Raw genomic sequence first — 17,344 nt, 5'->3', positions numbered from 1 at the left:
AAAGCCCTCCTATCCTTAGTTTGTTCTTCTCTTCTCGTTACCTTGCGAGATGTAGGCCACATTCCGTTTTCCCTGCTTGCGCCCAGCGCCCTGCTCTCGAATCCTCGCCCTCTTTTACAGAACGAGTACAAGGAGCACAGCCGATGCTCGGATAGCTCTGGTCGTGAAGGGGGTTGTACGGCAATTCAAATGCCCGAATGTACTGCCATACTTCCTCCGACTTCCAATGAATGAGCGGGCAAATTTTTAGCGACTGGAATTTTTCATCGCGATTAACAAACTCGACATCCGCTCTCGTGGCAGACTGCTCTCTGCGTAGTCCTGACATCCATGCAACCGCTCCGGTCAGCACATTTTTCATCGGCTGTACTTTGCGGATATGGCAGCACATATCCGGCTGCCTGCTCCACAATTCTTCGCCATGGAGGTCTGCCTGCTGTGCCAGCGTGATGTCCGGCTGCTTGACCGTTATCCGCAATGCGGGATACCTCACTCTCACCTGCTCAATCAAGCTGTACGTCTCGGAAAAGTGGAGATTGGTATCCAAAAAAGTGACCTTGGCATCCTTTTTCACATCGCTGATCATATCGAGCAGCACCATGGCCTCAGCCCCAAAGCTACAAGAATAAATCAAATCATCTGAAAACGTTTTGTAGGCCCATTTGATTACATCTATGGTGTCGCCCTTTGCGAGACTATTATTGATGGAAGCGAGTTGTTCCTCTGTAGCTGACGCATAATTCAGCTGGCTCATGTGCCCCCTCCTTGATCATTCAGCGTACGATCCTTCCTGCGAACCAGTCGTCGACAAGACAAGCCTCTGCCCACGCTTGGCATCGTCGCGCCACGCCATGAGCTCATTTACATGGATTGCGTTATCTGTATAGCTGCTCACGGATTGCCAGCCCATTTCTCTCGCTGCATCTGCTGTTTCCTTACCGACACATACGATCGGTGTCGTTGACCAGGCATCGCCAGCGAATTGCGCCAGAGCTGACAGCGTCTGGGCGTCATCCGTCGCTAGCCAGTCAAATGACAATCCTACCTCTTTCGCACAGAGGTGCTTCTCATCCCATTCCACCGTGCCCGCTTGGATCACTTGAATCACCTTGCCGTGATCCAGCGAGATTCGTTGTGGCTTCCTTGCCCCTACGTATAGCACCTGCTCTTCTTTTTCCAAGGCAAGCAGGTCGGGGAATGCCAGCAGTGATGTGTTTTCATCCAGCACCAAGTCCGGATATATCCCCCATTTCTCGAAAGCCTCAAATGGCCGTTGTCCACAAACAGCCAGCTTGCTCGTCAAGCGTCGTACATCATAACGCTGTTGTCGCAAGGCAGAAGTAAAAAAAGATACTTGCTGTTCATTCTCGAAGACGAGCCAACGATAAGCGGCAAACTCGGTCAATGGTGTGACAAACGTGCAGCGTTCGATCAAAGGAATCGGCATGACTTCGGCGCCCAACTGCTCCAAGGCAATCACGAGCTCGCTATTTCCTTCATCGCTTGCTCTTCTTGCAACGGCTACTCGCTGTCCGAACAAGGGGCGTGATTCGTACCAATTCAGCGATTCCCGCAGACGGACGACCTCACCTACGATAATGATAGCGGGTGCAGCAAAACGAGCCTGCTCGACTTCCTTATCTATCGTTCCAAGCTTGCCGATCAACGTCTCCTGCTCACGCACCGTCCCCCAGCGCACGAGAGCAACGGGCGTATGAGCGTTTTTTCCATGCGCAAGAAGGCGCTCCCTGATGCGAGGCAGATTTTTCACACCCATGTAGATGACCAACGTTTCCATCGACGCGAGGGCAGCCCAGTCCGGTTCCTTTCCCGCATTTTTTTCACAAAAGTGACCGGTGACAAAAGCGACGGAAGAATTGTAGTCGCGATGCGTCAGCGGAATACCCGCATAGAGCGGAGCCGCCATCCCGGAAGTAATCCCTGGGACGATTTCAAACGGAATAGAATGGTCGCGACACATCTGCGCTTCCTCTCCTACCCGCCCGAACATGCTCGGATCTCCGCCTTTCAGTCGAACGACGTATTTCCCCTTTTGAGCTTCCCGGATGAGCAGAAGGTTGATCTCCTCTTGCGGCAATGTATGATGATCGGCCTCTTTCCCGCAATAGATGAGGGTGGCTCCCTTTTTTGCGTACGAGAGAAGCTGCGGGCTTGCTAGGCGATCGTACACAATCACATCCGCTAGACGAAGCGACTCCATGCCGCGAATCGTCAGCAGCTTTGGGTCACCAGGCCCTGCTCCGACAAAAACAACTCTGCCTGTGTTCATTACGAATCCGTCCTCCTTGCTGCTTGGTTCCTTCACAGGAAGAGTCTTGGCTGTATTTAAGCAAACGTGGAGGTTTCCACGACGTACCCGACTCCTTGGCGTCCGAGCGGCTTCTTTTCCACCAGGCTCAGCTCTTTGATATGAGGCGGCGCTATCGTATGCCGCAAGAGATTGTTCTCGGCTGAAGAAAAGGCTCGCTCATCCGTTTGGGCGATCACCACAACTGTCAGTAACCGCCCTTTCTCTAGCACGGCTTCCAGCTTGTAAAGGTAGCTCTCTGTTTGTTCCTCTTCCATGACATGTCCCCCCTAACCTGGCTATACCCGCACAAGCATTAAGCTGGTTGCAGAATGGCGTCAACCTGTGCTTGGATATGGGAAAGTCCTACCCGCTCTACGTAGCGCCAGTATGGTTCGCCTGCCTGACGATCTGCCTTGTACAGCGTGATCAATTGGGCAAGGAACGGACCGAGTCTGTCCACAGTAATCCGCGCGTTGAGCTTGCGGTTGAATTGCGGCTCCTCCAGTGTCCCACCTACGTAGATGTCAAACGCCTCTACCATCCCGTTCGATGTCTTGACCAATGCGCCTTGCAGGCCGATATCCGCAATTTGTCGCTGACCGCAAGAATTCGGACAACCGATCATATGAATGCGCAGCGGCGTTTCGAGAACGACCGTATCATCCAAATAGTGAGCCAGCGAACGCATCCGCTCCTTGGTTTCCACGATAGCCAGATTGCAATATTCCGTACCTGTGCACGATACGGCATACCCGACAAACGTATTGGGCTGCAATTTGAAACGCTTCACAATCATCGGCTCATTGCGGAAAGCTGCGACCTTCGCTTCGGGAATATTGCGTATCAGGACATTTTGCGTGTTACAGGTGCCAATCGTTCCATCTCCATATTCGTCTGCCAGACAGGCAAGTTCATTTAGCTCCCCTGCATTCATCCGTCCAACGGGAACAGACAAGCCTGCGTAGTATAGTCCTGCTTGGCGCTGCTCGTGAATGCCGTAAAAATATCCACCATTCCAGCCCGAGGTTAAATCGATACCACCCGGCTCAAGCTCGCCAACCAGCTCCATTAATTGCTCCTTGAACTTTTCCGGTCCCCAGTCAGCGACCAAGAACTTAAGACGTGCATGCGTACGTTTTTGACGGTAGCCGAAATCGCGGAACAGAGTCGTAACTCCTGCCGCTACTTTGACGACTTCTTCTGGTCGCACGAACACATCCAGTTGCTTCGCCAAGTATGGCTTCGCTGACAAGCCGCCACCTACCCATACATGAAAGCCGATTACTTCCTCGCCAGCCATGACTTTTTTGGCCGGAGTGAAAGCCAGGTCGTTGATTTGCGCATGCGCGGCGTTATGAATATTGGCAGAAACCGATATTTTATACTTGCGTGGCAGATTGGAGAAATCACGATTGAGCAAGAAAAATTTTTCCAACTTCGCTACAATAGGACGCGTATCTAGCACTTCATGCGGATCAATGCCTGCCAGTGGGTTCCCCATGATTTGCCGCGGGCAGTCTCCACATGCTTCAAAAGAGGATAGTCCCGCTGATGCGAGCCGATCAAAAATGTCAGCGAGCGATTCTACCGTGAGCCAGTGAAATTGCACGGCCTGACGTGTGGTCACATCCACCAGATCACGTCCATAATCTTCCGCGATGTTGGCGAGCACCCGAGCTTGTTCACTGTTCAAAATGCCTCCAGGTATGCGCACGCGCATCATGAAGTGGCCGTCCTTTGGTCGCTGCTGATAAACGCCTGCCCATTTAAATCGATCCATATCAGAAGATTCAATCGATGCGAAGCCTTCTTTGGAATAGGTGTTTACGATCGTTTCGATGACGTCCAGTCCGTCTTTTTCCAGCTTCGTAAACTCCATTTTGTTGAGGGAAGGATCAGCAGCCCACTTCCACTGCTTTCTCTCTACCATGCTCGTACATGCTCCTTTGTGTGAAGATGTCAGTTACCAATGCCATTCGAATCGATTGGCTCATCCAGTCCGCAATCAGGGGGTGGGGCAAGTACGCACTGCCCTCATAGCGATAAGCCAAGCCCGCAAGCCGTTTCGGGATTGCTTGTCGCGTGAAGTAGCCCTGGCTGACGAACAGAGGAAGCACGAGGACGTCCCCTTTTTGTGCCAGTGAACAAGCTTGATCGTACAGTGTATCGGGCCTCAGTGTCGCATATCCGGCAGCGGCAAATTGGTAGCGGTTTTGCAAGCGGAATGTCAGACGCAAGAGCAGCTTTTCCCAGCGCTCATGACATCCAGGCAAGTCACTGCCGTGCCCGACGAGCAACAAAGCCTCCTGACTAGGCAAGCGTGATAGACTTGCGATTCGCTCTGCCACGATCTGCTCGACGTTTCCGTGATCCTCCAATGGCGGACACCAGAGAATTCTTGCCTGAACCGGTACGCGAATCAGGTCTGTATCTCCTGTCGGCCATGGGTCTAGTCCAAGCATCGCGCGGATTTCCCCTACGTGATTGCTTCCTGCTGTAGCGAATAGCGGAACGACGACAATCGTTGTCGCTCCTGATGCTTCCAGACGTTTCACTTCATCGCTGATGCTTCGTCCTTCCACTCCTCCCAAGTAAGCTACCCGAATTGGCAAATCAGTGCGGCACTGCCAAACGGCTGATTCCACCAATGCCAACCAGTCAGGATCGGGTGAACCGTGAGCAATTACCAAAACCGCTGTTTTCGCCATCGGATAATCCCCTTATCCAAACTTATTTTGTAATTCATATATGTTTACTCGGAATTATAATTGGGATGGATTGCTCCGTCAATAACAAAATCAATATTCCACTTGAACATAATAAAAAAGCAACCGCTATCTCGTGCGGCTGCTTGCAACGTTTGTTATTTTGTTGTAAATACGTCTTTTAAAAACTTCGAAACCTGAGAACGTGCTTGAACCCCTTTATCCATAATCCCAGCCAGCCAAAAGAATCCATGGATCATTCCCTCATAGCACTTATATTCTACAGGAACTCCAGCTTCCTTCAGACGCTTGGCATATTCCGCACCATCGTCTCTTAAAGGATCGTATTCTGCTGTAATAATAAGTGTCGGTGGTAAATTCTCCAAGTCATTGTTCAATAAAGCTGAAGCAAATACATTGTATCTGTTAATTTCGTCACCTAAATAGTTTTGAGCTGCCCAGAAAACTCCCTTAGTCGTAAGCAAATAACCTTCGGCATTGTCACGGTATGATTGTGCCTTGTCGAAAGTCAAAGTAAGATCGAGGTTCGGATAAACTAATACTTGAGCCGCTAATGAGAGATTGTTGTACTTTTGTGCCATGGTGGCAACTCCAGCAGCAAGATTTCCGCCTGCGCTGTCCCCACCAATTGCTATTCTTGTTTTATCTGCATTCAGCATGGAATAATTTTCAGCTACCCATTTGGTAGCTTCATAACAATCCTCTAGAGGAATCGGGAATTTATGCGTAAAAGCTTTGCGATACCCTACTGAAACAACGATGCACTCAGCTTCATGTGCTATGTTTCGGCATAAGGTATCCACTTCATTAATGTCTCCTGCCACCCATCCACCACCATGCAAATAAACAAAAACAGGTAATGAAACTCTTTCATTTGGCGTATAAACTCGAACCTTGATATCACCGTTCTTTACAGGAATTTGAAAATCTTCTACTTTCGATACAGCTTTTGGTTCCCCATGCTCTCCTTGAAGGGAAGTAATATCACTCACTCGTGTAAGATACGATTTGGCTTGTGGATCTAAAGTCATAAATTAGTCCTCCTAAATTTTTTTATCAAATCTCGATCTGAAAATAGCGACGAACCGTTTCCTCAATCTCGTGTTCTTCCAGTTTTTGTTTTGTTTTCTCTTTGCCGTCGACGATAATCAACGTGTTTCCCAACAGGGTGATACGCCCATTTTCCGTCACTCTCGAAAGGAAATACATCTTATTGAACATGGATTCAGGAGATGTTTCCGTTAGGACACAAATGGGATGGATGTTCTCAAAATTCCATTTATGGGAAGGTGTCTCAAATCGATATTGAGTTTCCCACTCCTCATCAGTCTTCTTTTGCAAATAGTAAAGGGATTGGGTTTCATCCTTATATACGCGGTAAATTCCATCACTATCAACAACTTCACCGCCACTCATTGGAACAGGAAGCCGTGGCGAATTACCGCCCATGCCTACATCCACCAAGTATTCCTCGTTATCTAGCGATATGATGTTGAATAAATGAGCGTTCTCAAGAGCCCAGACTCCATTTCCTACATAGACGGTTCCTGCCATCAGATAAGGCGCAAATCCCAGTTCTTTTAGCAGAAAATAAAATATTCCGTTTAACTCATAGCACACGCCACCCTTTTTGGCATGGACAATTTTTTGATATAGGTCTTCTTCATGCAAAGACAGAGGTTTTTTTGCAAGAATATCAAGATTTTCAAAGTGAACATGGAGGACATGCTGTTTTTGGAGATGGGACAAGTAATCGAGACTCAGCTCACTTCTTTTTTCAGCCTCAATATGTTCTAAATATTTTTGTGTATCCATGATATTATCCACCTCTTTTTATACTTAATCATTTATAATGTTTCTGTTTACGTTTTTATTATAAAGTTGATCATCAATAATTAAAAATATATAATTCATTATCATATTAATAACACTGAATATATCAATATAAGGTGGAAATGTACTATGGAATTACTTCAACTCAAGTATTTTCAGACAGTCGCTCGTACGGAACATATGACAAAAGCGGCAAAGGAACTCCACATCGCCCAGCCAGCTCTCAGTGTTACCATCGCTCGCTTGGAAGAAGAATTAGGAGTGCCTTTATTTGATCGGATTGGGCGACAAATCCGCCTGAATGTTTTTGGACAAGCTTTTCTCAAAAAGGTGGATATCGCTCTTGGGGCATTAGAAGATGGGAAACGCGAAATTTCAGACCTAGCTGGATTGGAACGTGGAAGTGTTTTGTTAGCTACGACAACCTTGAATCGGGTATCTGAACTGCTAGCACCTTTTCTATCCTTATATCCTCACATCAACTTTCGCATCACCCAAGCAACGACAGACGAATTGAAGGTTCAACTGCTCGAAAAAGGTGAAATCGACTTTTGCCTCGCTACTTCCTCGATTGATCGGCCGGGAATCTGTAATCTGCCCTTATTGACAGAAGAGATCGTACTGGCAGTGCCAAGTGCGCATCGTCTCGCAGGCCGCCAGCGTATCCACCTCAGTGAAGTAGCAAATGATCCGTTCATTAGTCTAAAACCAGGCTACAGCTTCCGCGAAATCACTGATGATTTCTGTCGAGAGGCTGGTTTTCTACCCAATATCGTATGTGAAGGGGACGAACCTGCAGCCATCAGCGGCTTGGTACGCACTGGCCTTGGTGTTGCCTTTTTACCAATCGCCGCCAAAAAGGAATTGCCACCGCTTACGCTCCTTCATATTGAGGAGCCTGTTTGCCAATGGACTCCTCATTTGGTTTGGCATGAAAAGCACTACTTGTCACTTGCTGCACAGACCTTTCGTGAATTTGTTGTACAGCATTACGCTCAAGAAAAACAGTAATCACAGCAAAAAAGCTGTCAGGCCAATACCTGACAGCTCTCCCCTTATTCCTCACTCTTTTTCCTCGTTCGACGATACAGCAAATCCATACTTTCTTTGAGCGTCTCATACTCGTGCTCGGTCAAGTTTTCGATCTGTTGGATATTTGCGATCGTCTGCTTTTTGATCTCTTCGGTCAAGCGATCTTTCTCATCCGGGCCTTTGCTTTCATGTGTCTCTGTCCAATGGGTAGCAAAATTCGCCGTCAAAGCTCCTAGCATTCCGATCCCCGTTATCATCAAGATCGTCGCCATAATTCTTCCTCCCGCCGTCACGGGCGAAATATCACCGTAGCCGACTGTCGTGGTTGTCACAATCGACCACCACAACGCATCCGGGAAGCTTTTGATGTTCTCGTTTACACCGTATTCGAGCAAATAAATAGCAGTCGAACTCCACAGCATGATGATCGTGACGACACCAACTACTTGACGCATCGGGCCTGAACGAATGATTCCCAACAAAAACGGCGAAGCACGCACGATACGCACCAGCCGAAGCACGCGCATGATTCTGGCTAAATACAAATAAGAGTCCAGTGGAATCATTGCGATCAGATCGAACCAGTTGGCAAAAACGAATTTTCGCTTGTCTTTCGCCCTCCATAACCGGAACAAATACTCGACAATCAGCAAGATGATCAGCCCAGTGTCTACCTTGTCCATTAGTTCATCAGTCAACAGCGGATGATTAGAGAAGTCTGCGAACAACAGGATCGCATACGTAATCACTAGCATAATGATAAAAATCTCATACATGACGCGCCAGAACAAAAAGACTCCTCCCTGTGCTCATAAGTGCCTGCTCAAAATATGATCTGTTCTGCATCGAAAAAGAGGCGAAAACCTGAAGCGGGAGGAGCCAAATGTAGAGAACCTACACGAGCACCAGACTTCGAAGGTGAACGCCTCTTTCCATGCCTAGTAGCTGATCAGCGCAGCCATCAATAATCCCGCTGCAATACTCAACCGCGAAGCGAAAATACCGACGGATACGTTCCCGTTCGGAATTTCAGACACGACTTTAAATGGTGTGACCCATTCGAACAAATAAAAAACAATGACTTGAAATACCATTCCTACAATACCCCAGATGACCAAATCCCACAAGTTAACGGAGTGGTATACAGCCGAAGCGAGAACGATTGCCAAACCGATAATTTTACCTCCCAAATCGTGCGAGGCTGCTTTTGCCGCTGCCATTTTCTTCGGATCGTCAGTCTGTGCCCCCTGCTTGATCAGATCAAATTCTTTGTAAGGAGTCGTGATTGTAAACACAAAAATTCCCACAGCCAATATCGGAATGGTTACTGCCAAATACGCCAAAAAATTCAATACGTAATCCAATTGTCCCAACATGTAAAATGTCCTCTCCTTTCGCTACTTGTCTATGCCGACCGGCAAATAATAGGATAGGTTGTTTGTAATCGGTCCTCCGACACGGGCTACAATGGCCGATGCCTCTGTGCCGATCCAAAAGGACCCCCAAAGCAGCCGTCCAGCATAAGCTCCCTTCACTGTCTGAACCGTTATCTCTGGAAGCTCCACCCGTTTCTGATAAATCATCGGCTGCTCCCAATAAAACTCTTCCTGATCCTTCTCTTGCAGCGTACCATCTGATGCAAACAGCATGACACCGCCACCTTCCCGCCCAAAAATCGGCTTCGTGACGTAGTCCTCCCTGCCTGCAAACCTATTTTCAAAATAAGTCGGCAGCATGTAAGCTTCGATGATCGCGTGTTCCTCTTCGGTGAAAAACTCATTCGCCTCATGCAAGTTCCAGATGAGCGCCTGCAAAGCCTTCGTCTGAATGAGAAACGCAGAAGGGGGATTAATAATGGCCAGCTTTTTTTGTGCAATCAACGAAAGCACATGCTCACCAGTCGGATAGCCATCTTCATCCTGTTCTACTGCCAGCTTTTCCAAAGCATGCAGACGGTACAGCACATCGACTGGCAGTAGCTCCTCATTCTCCTTTACATAGAGACGGTCTTGCCAAACACGCAAATCCTCCAAAGCGGCAAACCGGGCAGACAGACCCGATTGGTTCAGTAAGTACACTGTCGTTCCCTTGTCTTCCTCATGCCAGTCGAGCGAGCTAAACCAGACCGAATCCGTATCATAGCCTTGCACCCGATACGCGTCGACCACCTTGCTGAACGCTGAACGCAACTGCCGCTCCATCCCTTCATTCGGGTCCTCGCGCAGGAAATGGCGACAAGCACGACCGTTCACATAAAAAGACTCGACGATTCCTGTAGGGGTATCGCTGTTGCACTCAAGCATCTTCAATCCTTCTGTCGTCTGGGCAAAATCAAATCGTCCAATCACAGTCGGCACTGTTTGGGAAACGACGATCCTGACTGCCTGCAAAGCCTGCTTTGGCACTCCTAGTTCCAACAGCAGGGAGTCCTCTGCACGCTGCAATACCGGAACGACCTTGGTAAAGATTTGCCCAAGCCGCTCGGTTGCCATCGCGATTTCCTCTCGAAAGGCGGGAGTGATCAGGTGAATATCATAAAGCGCATATTCCTCACCATACATCCAATCCCAGGTAAATACGCCCTCTTCCCGCATCGGGCCGTACAGCGCCTCTCGTTCTCTTCGGTTATGGTCTTCCACTTCCCTCACCTCACCCGGAGCTGGAATAGCCCGAGCTGCCGATACCGCCCTTGGAGCTGCTCGTGCTTATCCCACTCGATACTCCAGATTTGCTCTTGTAAGACCTGTAAGTAGAGCTCGAACCCCCACTGCTACTGCTATCGTCACAATAGCCGTCATTGTCGTTATCGTAGCAATCATCATAGTCGTCCTCGGAAGAACAACCGCTGATCGCAAGTGCAGCTGCGACGAACAGACCGACTACTTTCTTCGATTTCGTTTGTGCCATTTTTCTTCCTCCTACACTGGCTTCGCGTAGTAAACATAAACCTGCCGATCTTCATCCACCTCGGCCGATGTCTTCTCCCATTCGCGTCCATTCACGTACAAATAATCGCTTTGCAAATGCAAGAGAGCATCGTCATCGTCCTTGAAATAAAACGTGTGTACATGAGGATAAACGCGTGCATTTTCTTGATATTCACGCATTTCGATCTGGATGCTGCCCCAGCGTGCAGTCACAGCCTCCGCGTAATCGACAGCTTGCTCATCTGTTGAGCGCTTGACGTAAATGACATACGTGCCGTTTTCGATTGCACAGGACGTCTTTTCATAAACGACATGCCCCTTCACCAAATAATCGCAAGCGAAACGCAAGGAGACCTCATCTTTGTTCACGTTGTCGTAGTAAAACTGAACAGGGTATCCCCTCTCCTCATCTAGCAGCCGATATTCCATTCGTGCCATTTTTCTCACCTCTTTTACCTATCACAGAATAGCAAATCATTCGCAACAATTTTATACGTGCGCCGAAACATTTGGTTGCCAATAAATGAAAAGAAATCCAGCAGAGCCATAAACCACTACATAAGTCCTGCTTCTTTTGTTCCTGTTACTGTCGAATCATACCGCGGATCGTTTCATGCAAATGTCCGTTACTCGCCACTAATGAAGGAGTGTGATCTTGTTGGAATGGCTCATGCTGATACGGTTTTCCAGACCAGTCTGTAATCGTTGCACCCGCCTCCTGGGCGATAACAATTCCGGCGGCCACATCCATAATATTGGATCGTTGCATCACGATATAATCGAGCCATCCGTTTGCCAACAAGCACCAGTCCAGTGCAGGCGCAATATTTCGCATGAGACGCTTGGTCTGGAATACAAACGGTTCCGTAAACGTCATCTCTTCTTCCTTCGTTACCGTGTCGCGGCCACGGATATACGTACCGGCTGCACGTGTGAGGTCTTGGCGGTTATTGACGGTCAATCGTTTTCCGTTCAAATAGGCTCCTTTTCCTTTTTCCGCCCAAAACATTTGACCCGCTACCGGATTGTAAACGACGCCCAGCACCAACTCGCCCTTGTGCTGCAACGCAATCGAGATCGAGAAATACGGATAGCCAATAAAATAGTTATTCGTTCCATCTAAAGGATCGATAATCCACAGATACTCTTCCTCGCGAGAAACCATTCCGACCTCTTCAGAAAAAATGGTATGTGTCGGGAAGTGGCGATGCAGCACCTCAATGATGCGCTGTTCACTGCCTTTATCCTCTGGCAGCTTCACGTCGTTATGCAATTCCTCATCGGGCACGAGCTGTTCCAGAAAACGTTCCTTCAAAAACGCACCCGCGACACTTGCTGCTTCTTTTGCAATTTCGATCATGTCATTTCGCTCCTTTTTCTCTTTTGAACAACCTTCCACTTGCACTTATACTGGAAACATTACTATCATAGAAAGACACCCGAAGGAGGGGGATAAACATGAACACCGACTTCATTCGGCTGAAAAATATGGAAGGTGAACTCAAATTCACCCAAATGAACAATAGCTACGGCTTCTCTGTCACCACAAAGGAGCTCGTTTTTTTCAAGCCACACATGACCTACCATTTGTTTTTGCAGGATATCGTCAGCATGGTTCCGATGAAGCTGGACGTTAGCCCTATCACGTTTCGGCATCAGAGTGAGACGGTTCATGCCTCATTTGGTTCCGATTACTACAAGCTGACCGCCAAGTGGGCGCGGATTGTTTCGCGATCCGGTATCGTCGAAAAAGAAAACATGGAGTTTATCGTGCCGCTTTCCACCAAAATGCTCACGTATATTTCGGAATACAGCGGTCTCGTTGTCATCAAATAACACCGTCAACCCTCGCCTTCACCTTTTTGGTGTGGAGCGAGTTTTTTTATTTCCGATCATTTCTGGATAGCACAATGAACGTTCCTGTACCGTGGGCAATCCGCCTATCCCAATCATCGTAGACACTGCCCTCCATGACGACCAACGTGTTTCCGCGATGCAAAAAGCTCGCTTCTGCGCGCAGCCGCTCCCCTATTCCCGGAAGCAAATAATTGAGCTTCAGCTCTGTCGTCACTGCATACTGATTTGGTGGCAAGGACCGATTGATCAAGGAGCCCATCGCTGAATCGATCAAGGTCGCGAGAATTCCTCCATGCACAACTCGCCCTGAATTGTGCATAAAAGGGGTCAGAGGCAATTCGAAGCGATACGACTGTCTTTCTCCGTCTATGAAGTCTCCCTTTAATCCAAGAAACCCAGAGATAAACGCGCTATTCCGTTCCCGCTTCTGGTGAATTGCAGCAACAGCCAGCTCGAGAATGCGGCGCTCCTCGTCATTCCCGTCCGACCAGATGTTTTTTAATTCATCTAACATTTTGTTCACTCCAACCGAAATAGAATCGATTCTTCTATTTTATCCCAAACAAGCTGATTTCGCTATGATTCCTAAGCGTATGGCAATCGAGAGCAGTTGTCCGAACCATTCGAGACTGAGCAAATGTTCAGACTTTTACAGTTGTTTCTGTTATTAAAAATTGATAAGATAGTTCAAAATATAAGACAGGCATTATCCGTATTGGAAGGGAGTTTTACAAATTGACCAGACAACGAAGTGACATGATCAAAAAAGGATTCGACCGCGCACCGCACCGGAGCTTGCTTCGTGCAGCAGGTGTAAAGGATGAGGATTTCGATAAACCGTTTATCGCCATTTGCAACTCGTACATCGACATTATTCCAGGTCACGTGCACTTGCAGGAGTTTGGAAAACTGGTCAAAGAAGCCGTTCGTGCTGCTGGCATGGTTCCATTCGAATTCAATACGATTGGTGTTGACGACGGAATTGCTATGGGACATATCGGGATGCGCTACTCCCTCCCGAGCCGCGAGATCATCGCAGACAGCTTGGAAACCGTTGTCGCTGCTCACTGGTTTGACGGCATGATCTGTATTCCAAACTGTGACAAGATCACACCAGGCATGATCATGGGTGCGCTTCGTGTCAACATTCCAACCGTATTTGTAACCGGTGGTCCTATGAAAGCCGGAAAAACGAGTGATGGCCGCTCCATCTCGCTTTCCTCCGTATTCGAGGGTGTCGGAGCTCACCAAGCAGGCTTGATTAACGACCAGCAACTCGAAGAGCTGGAGCAATATGGATGCCCGACTTGCGGTTCCTGTTCCGGTATGTTTACAGCGAACTCGATGAACTGTCTGCTCGAAGCCATCGGTTTGGCTCTGCCTGGAAACGGTACCGTACTCGCTGTCTCTCCTGAACGTCGCGAGCTGGTACAAGCATCTGCTGAAAAACTGAAAAATCTGATTGAACGCGACATTAAGCCACGCGACATCGTGACACTCGAGTCAATCGACGACGCTTTCGCACTCGACATGGCGATGGGTGGGTCAACCAATACCGTTCTCCATACACTGGCTATCGCACAAGAAGCAGGCATCGAATACCCGATCGAGCGCATCAACGAAGTAGCGAAGCGCATTCCGCATATTTGCAAGCTGGCACCTTCCTCCGACTATCATATCGAGGATTGCCACGAGGCAGGCGGCGTATCAGCAGTTCTGAATGAAATCGCGAAAAAAGCAGGCGCGATCCATCCAGATCGCATCACCGTAACGGGCAAAACCCTCGGCGAAAACTTCGCTGACGCTGAAATCAAAAACGATCAAGTCATTCGTCGCCTGGACAACCCGTACAGCGCTTCCGGCGGTCTCGCTGTTCTATTCGGCAACCTGGCTGAGCAAGGCTCGATCATCAAAACAGGCGGTGTCGATCCTTCTATTAAAAAGCACGAAGGTCCAGCGATCTGCTTCGATTCCCAAGAGGACGCTCTGGCAGGAATCGCTGCTGGCAAAATTAAATCCGGTCACGTTGTCGTCATCCGCTATGAGGGACCTAAAGGCGGCCCGGGTATGCCAGAAATGCTGGCTCCTACCTCACAAATCGTGGGTATGGGCCTCGGTAAAGAAGTCGCTCTCGTCACAGACGGACGCTTCTCCGGTGCTTCTCGCGGGATCAGTATCGGACACGTCTCTCCAGAAGCTGCAGAAGGCGGACCAATTGCCTTCGTACAAGACGGAGATATCATCTCGATTGACCTCGAGGAGCGCACGATGCAACTGCTTGTGGATGAAGCCGAGCTGGCTCGCCGCAAAGAAGGCTGGAAAGAATTCGAGCCAAAAGTAAAAACTGGCTATCTGGCTCGTTACTCCAAGCTGGTAACGAATGCGAGCATGGGTGGTATTTTGAAAATCTAGTGTTGCAAGTAAAGGCAAAACCCTTCCTCTGTGAATCATCGTCACTCAGGAAGGGTTTTTGTATTGACTTTTCCAGCTAATCCCTTCTACAATCAAGTTAATAAATTTTAACTGGTTAAAAGGATTGTGATGGATATTGGAGCAAAAGTCGATTTTTATCATCGAAAACTACGAACAGCTAAAAGTGATCAGTGACCCGTTACGCACGAAAATGCTGATGCATCTGGTGGAAAAACCGCACACAGGGCAACAGCTCTCCCAACTTTTTGGACTGTCCCGCGCGAAGATTCTCTACCACCTGCGTGAGCTAGAGAAGCATGGCATCATCCAGTTGGTTAAAAAAGAAGAAAAGGGCGGCAACATTCTCAAATACTATCAGGCGGTGGCAAGGGGCTTCATACCCGCTGATCATCTACTCACGTATACGGAGTCGAAGGAGGCTACCAGGCAATCCTACGTCGAAGTGTTGCAACGCGCGAAAACAAGAGCACTCAGTGCTCCTGAAGAAGCCTTTGCGCTAACGTCATCGGAAGTCGAGAATTGGCCACGCATCTCCCTGCAGTCTGAAGTCAGAGTCAGCGAGCAGGCGTTTGTGTCCTTTTTGCAAAAATACCGGAACCTGCTCCACGAATTGCAGCAAAGCTCCCTGGATGACCCATCTTCGAAGCAGGATTACTACCTGATGATTACGGGATTTCAAATTGATGAACCGTTATTTAAAAAGGATGGACAGGAGTAACAAAGGAAAATGTAAGACGATAAGTCCACATGTGTATGAAAAGCCTATTCGAGTAGGTTTTTCTTTCGGACTTACGGTTAATATTTTTTAACCGGTTAATAATAAGGAGAGTGAATTTCCATGGAAGCTGTCCCCAAGCAATCTACCCTTCCCTCAGCGGATACATCCCGCTTGTTTACGAAACCTTTTACCCTTCTTTGGTTGTCCGCCCTTTGTTCCGGACTCAGTATCTCACTCTTTCTTTTCTCGCAAACCTGGTATATCATCCAGGTTTTATCTCAGGAGGCTTCATTAGGCCTCGTATTTATGGCGGCAACGATTCCCAGAATCGTATTCATGCTGATAGGCGGAACGCTCGCTGATCGGATGAGCAAAAAGAGAATCCTGTCGATCACAAGCATGTTGAAAGCATTTTTGATGCTTCTGCTGGGAGGAATCATCTGGTGGGGGTATTCCTCTCTTGCGCTGTTTGTTTGGTTCGCTCTCTTCTTCGGTACCATTGATGCCTTTTATTGGCCAGCTCAAAATTCGTTCATTCCGTCAATCGTACCCTCTTCTTCCCTTTTGCGAGCGAATTCTGTGCTGCAAACGACAAGCCAAACCTCTCAGCTGCTCGGTCCTGTTCTTGCCGGTTTTGTGATTGAGTGGGGCAGCTACCCCCTTTTATACGGCTTTGTTGGGTTGCTTCTTCTGGTTGCAAGTGTATCTGCATGGTGCATGCCGAAACAGGAACCAGCTGTTCTTTCTAAACCACAGCAAAAGCTCAACGAATCTATCAAGGAAAGCTTCTGTTATGTCAAACAATCGGATTTCCTTTCCTTGCTATTGACCTCCATCATCTGCCTGAACGTATTTTTGATGGGTCCCTTATACATCGGTTTGCCGATTTTTGTAGATCAGGTGTTATCTGGTTCTACCCTGCAGTACAGCTTTTTGGAAGGGGCACTCGCTTTTGGCATGCTTGCCGGGGCAATCGTGCTCGCACTCACGACACTGGGCCAAAACAGGTTGCAGATCGCCTTTCTTTTCATGATGATGCAAGCGCTTGTCTTCTTTGCTTTTAGTCTCACCCAACAGTTCTGGCTCAGCTTGCTTATTCTTTTTACGCTCGGCGTCACGTTTTCTCTCATTAATATTCCGATTCTCTCTTTTGTTCAGGAAAAGGTGCCACAAGCCTCGTTAGGGAAAGTCATGAGTTTGGTCTCGCTCTCCTCTTTAGGCTTGCAGCCGATTTCACAGGCGATGACGAGTCTATTGATCGCAGGCGGACTTACGGCCAAGGAAGTGATGCTGCTTGCCTCCATCCCTCTCTTCATTGCTTCCTGTTTCTTTTATTGGCGGCAAAAGTACGCTCAGCCTGCAAAGAGATCCGATTGAATTATTCGCGAAAGCAAAAAGGGATGATCTGCAATGGATCATCCCTCTTCCCTATCGTATTTACAAGACTTGCCTGTTCACTCATCGCAACTTTACCGCGTGCGATACGTATTAGTAAGTAGAGAGCCAG

19 protein-coding genes are annotated in these 17,344 nt (G+C 48.3%); 5 read left to right on the top strand and 14 right to left on the bottom strand.

The genetic code is table 11. The annotated features are described in order from the left end of the window. Positions 1–37 precede the first annotated feature (37 nt). The 7 genes from ACFVS2_RS17320 to ACFVS2_RS17290 all read right to left on the bottom strand — a co-directional run bounded on the left by ACFVS2_RS17320 (position 38) and on the right by ACFVS2_RS17290 (position 6,852). Complete coding sequence (locus ACFVS2_RS17320) at positions 38–754, bottom strand: phosphoadenylyl-sulfate reductase (RefSeq protein WP_390235955.1); 717 nt, start codon at positions 752–754, stop codon at positions 38–40. Between the two features lie 15 nt (positions 755–769). Beyond that, a complete protein-coding gene (gene cobA / locus ACFVS2_RS17315; protein ID WP_390235953.1) occupies positions 770–2,290 on the bottom strand; it encodes a uroporphyrinogen-III C-methyltransferase in 1,521 nt (506 codons plus the stop codon). 56 nt (positions 2,291–2,346) lie between these two features. After that, complete coding sequence (locus ACFVS2_RS17310; protein ID WP_390235951.1) at positions 2,347–2,586, bottom strand: DUF3906 family protein; 240 nt, start codon at positions 2,584–2,586, stop codon at positions 2,347–2,349. A gap of 38 nt (positions 2,587–2,624) precedes the next feature. Continuing rightward, positions 2,625–4,241: a nitrite/sulfite reductase gene (locus ACFVS2_RS17305; protein ID WP_390235948.1), complete on the bottom strand. Its 1,617-nt coding sequence runs from the start codon at positions 4,239–4,241 to the stop codon at positions 2,625–2,627. Next, the gene (locus ACFVS2_RS17300; protein WP_390235946.1) at positions 4,207–5,019 is read right to left on the bottom strand and encodes a sirohydrochlorin chelatase; all 813 of its coding nucleotides are present in this window, start codon (positions 5,017–5,019) and stop codon (positions 4,207–4,209) included. Before ACFVS2_RS17300 ends, ACFVS2_RS17305 begins: the two co-directional genes overlap by 35 nt. Before the next feature lie 155 nt (positions 5,020–5,174). Beyond that, on the bottom strand, positions 5,175–6,068 hold the full coding sequence (locus ACFVS2_RS17295; RefSeq protein WP_390235944.1) for an alpha/beta hydrolase: 894 nt from the start codon (positions 6,066–6,068) through the stop codon (positions 5,175–5,177). 25 nt (positions 6,069–6,093) lie between these two features. Further along, a complete protein-coding gene (locus ACFVS2_RS17290) occupies positions 6,094–6,852 on the bottom strand; it encodes an arylamine N-acetyltransferase family protein (RefSeq protein WP_390235942.1) in 759 nt (252 codons plus the stop codon). Between the two features lie 147 nt (positions 6,853–6,999). Here ACFVS2_RS17290 and ACFVS2_RS17285 point away from each other — a divergent pair, with 147 nt between their 5' ends. Then, positions 7,000–7,881, top strand: coding sequence for a LysR family transcriptional regulator (locus ACFVS2_RS17285; RefSeq protein ID WP_390235939.1), 882 nt, complete (start codon positions 7,000–7,002; stop codon positions 7,879–7,881). Positions 7,882–7,925: 44 nt separating this feature from the next. On the opposite strand, the gene ACFVS2_RS17280 is transcribed toward ACFVS2_RS17285, so the two are convergent. From ACFVS2_RS17280 to ACFVS2_RS17255, 6 genes are all read right to left on the bottom strand, one after another. Continuing rightward, positions 7,926–8,693 (bottom strand): potassium channel family protein, encoded by a 768-nt coding sequence (locus tag ACFVS2_RS17280; protein ID WP_390235936.1) that lies wholly within the window; start codon positions 8,691–8,693, stop codon positions 7,926–7,928. Between the two features lie 147 nt (positions 8,694–8,840). After that, the gene (locus tag ACFVS2_RS17275; RefSeq protein ID WP_069847749.1) at positions 8,841–9,278 is read right to left on the bottom strand and encodes a DUF350 domain-containing protein; all 438 of its coding nucleotides are present in this window, start codon (positions 9,276–9,278) and stop codon (positions 8,841–8,843) included. A gap of 21 nt (positions 9,279–9,299) precedes the next feature. After that, positions 9,300–10,541, bottom strand: coding sequence for a glutathionylspermidine synthase family protein (locus ACFVS2_RS17270; protein WP_390235934.1), 1,242 nt, complete (start codon positions 10,539–10,541; stop codon positions 9,300–9,302). 10 nt (positions 10,542–10,551) lie between these two features. Further along, positions 10,552–10,809: a hypothetical protein gene (locus ACFVS2_RS17265; RefSeq protein WP_173618577.1), complete on the bottom strand. Its 258-nt coding sequence runs from the start codon at positions 10,807–10,809 to the stop codon at positions 10,552–10,554. A gap of 11 nt (positions 10,810–10,820) precedes the next feature. Next, positions 10,821–11,267 carry a hypothetical protein gene (locus ACFVS2_RS17260; RefSeq protein ID WP_390235932.1) on the bottom strand — a complete coding sequence of 149 codons (447 nt, stop codon included), beginning with the start codon at positions 11,265–11,267 and terminating at the stop codon, positions 10,821–10,823. A gap of 145 nt (positions 11,268–11,412) precedes the next feature. After that, positions 11,413–12,189, bottom strand: coding sequence for an inositol monophosphatase family protein (locus tag ACFVS2_RS17255; protein ID WP_390235930.1), 777 nt, complete (start codon positions 12,187–12,189; stop codon positions 11,413–11,415). A 98-nt stretch (positions 12,190–12,287) separates the two neighbouring features. Here ACFVS2_RS17255 and ACFVS2_RS17250 point away from each other — a divergent pair, with 98 nt between their 5' ends. Continuing rightward, positions 12,288–12,665, top strand: a complete 378-nt coding sequence (locus ACFVS2_RS17250; RefSeq protein WP_390235927.1) for a hypothetical protein — start codon at positions 12,288–12,290, stop codon at positions 12,663–12,665. A gap of 46 nt (positions 12,666–12,711) precedes the next feature. Here the strand turns inward: ACFVS2_RS17250 and ACFVS2_RS17245 are convergent, their stop codons facing one another. After that, positions 12,712–13,200 carry a PaaI family thioesterase gene (locus tag ACFVS2_RS17245; RefSeq protein ID WP_390235924.1) on the bottom strand — a complete coding sequence of 163 codons (489 nt, stop codon included), beginning with the start codon at positions 13,198–13,200 and terminating at the stop codon, positions 12,712–12,714. Positions 13,201–13,421: 221 nt separating this feature from the next. On the opposite strand from ACFVS2_RS17245, the gene ilvD reads away from it, so the two are divergent. From ilvD to ACFVS2_RS17230, 3 genes are all read left to right on the top strand, one after another. Further along, positions 13,422–15,098 carry a dihydroxy-acid dehydratase gene (gene ilvD, locus ACFVS2_RS17240; protein WP_390235921.1) on the top strand — a complete coding sequence of 559 codons (1,677 nt, stop codon included), beginning with the start codon at positions 13,422–13,424 and terminating at the stop codon, positions 15,096–15,098. Positions 15,099–15,234: 136 nt separating this feature from the next. Next, entirely contained in the window at positions 15,235–15,837 is a 603-nt protein-coding gene (locus ACFVS2_RS17235) for an ArsR/SmtB family transcription factor (RefSeq protein ID WP_173618583.1), read from the top strand. A gap of 120 nt (positions 15,838–15,957) precedes the next feature. Next, positions 15,958–17,214: an MFS transporter gene (locus tag ACFVS2_RS17230; protein WP_390235919.1), complete on the top strand. Its 1,257-nt coding sequence runs from the start codon at positions 15,958–15,960 to the stop codon at positions 17,212–17,214. Positions 17,215–17,344: the final 130 nt, after the last annotated feature.

The organism is Brevibacillus sp. NPDC058079, assembly GCF_042885155.1.
Classification (GTDB): domain Bacteria; phylum Bacillota; class Bacilli; order Brevibacillales; family Brevibacillaceae; genus Brevibacillus.
This window is presented reverse-complemented; position numbering and strand designations above follow the sequence as displayed.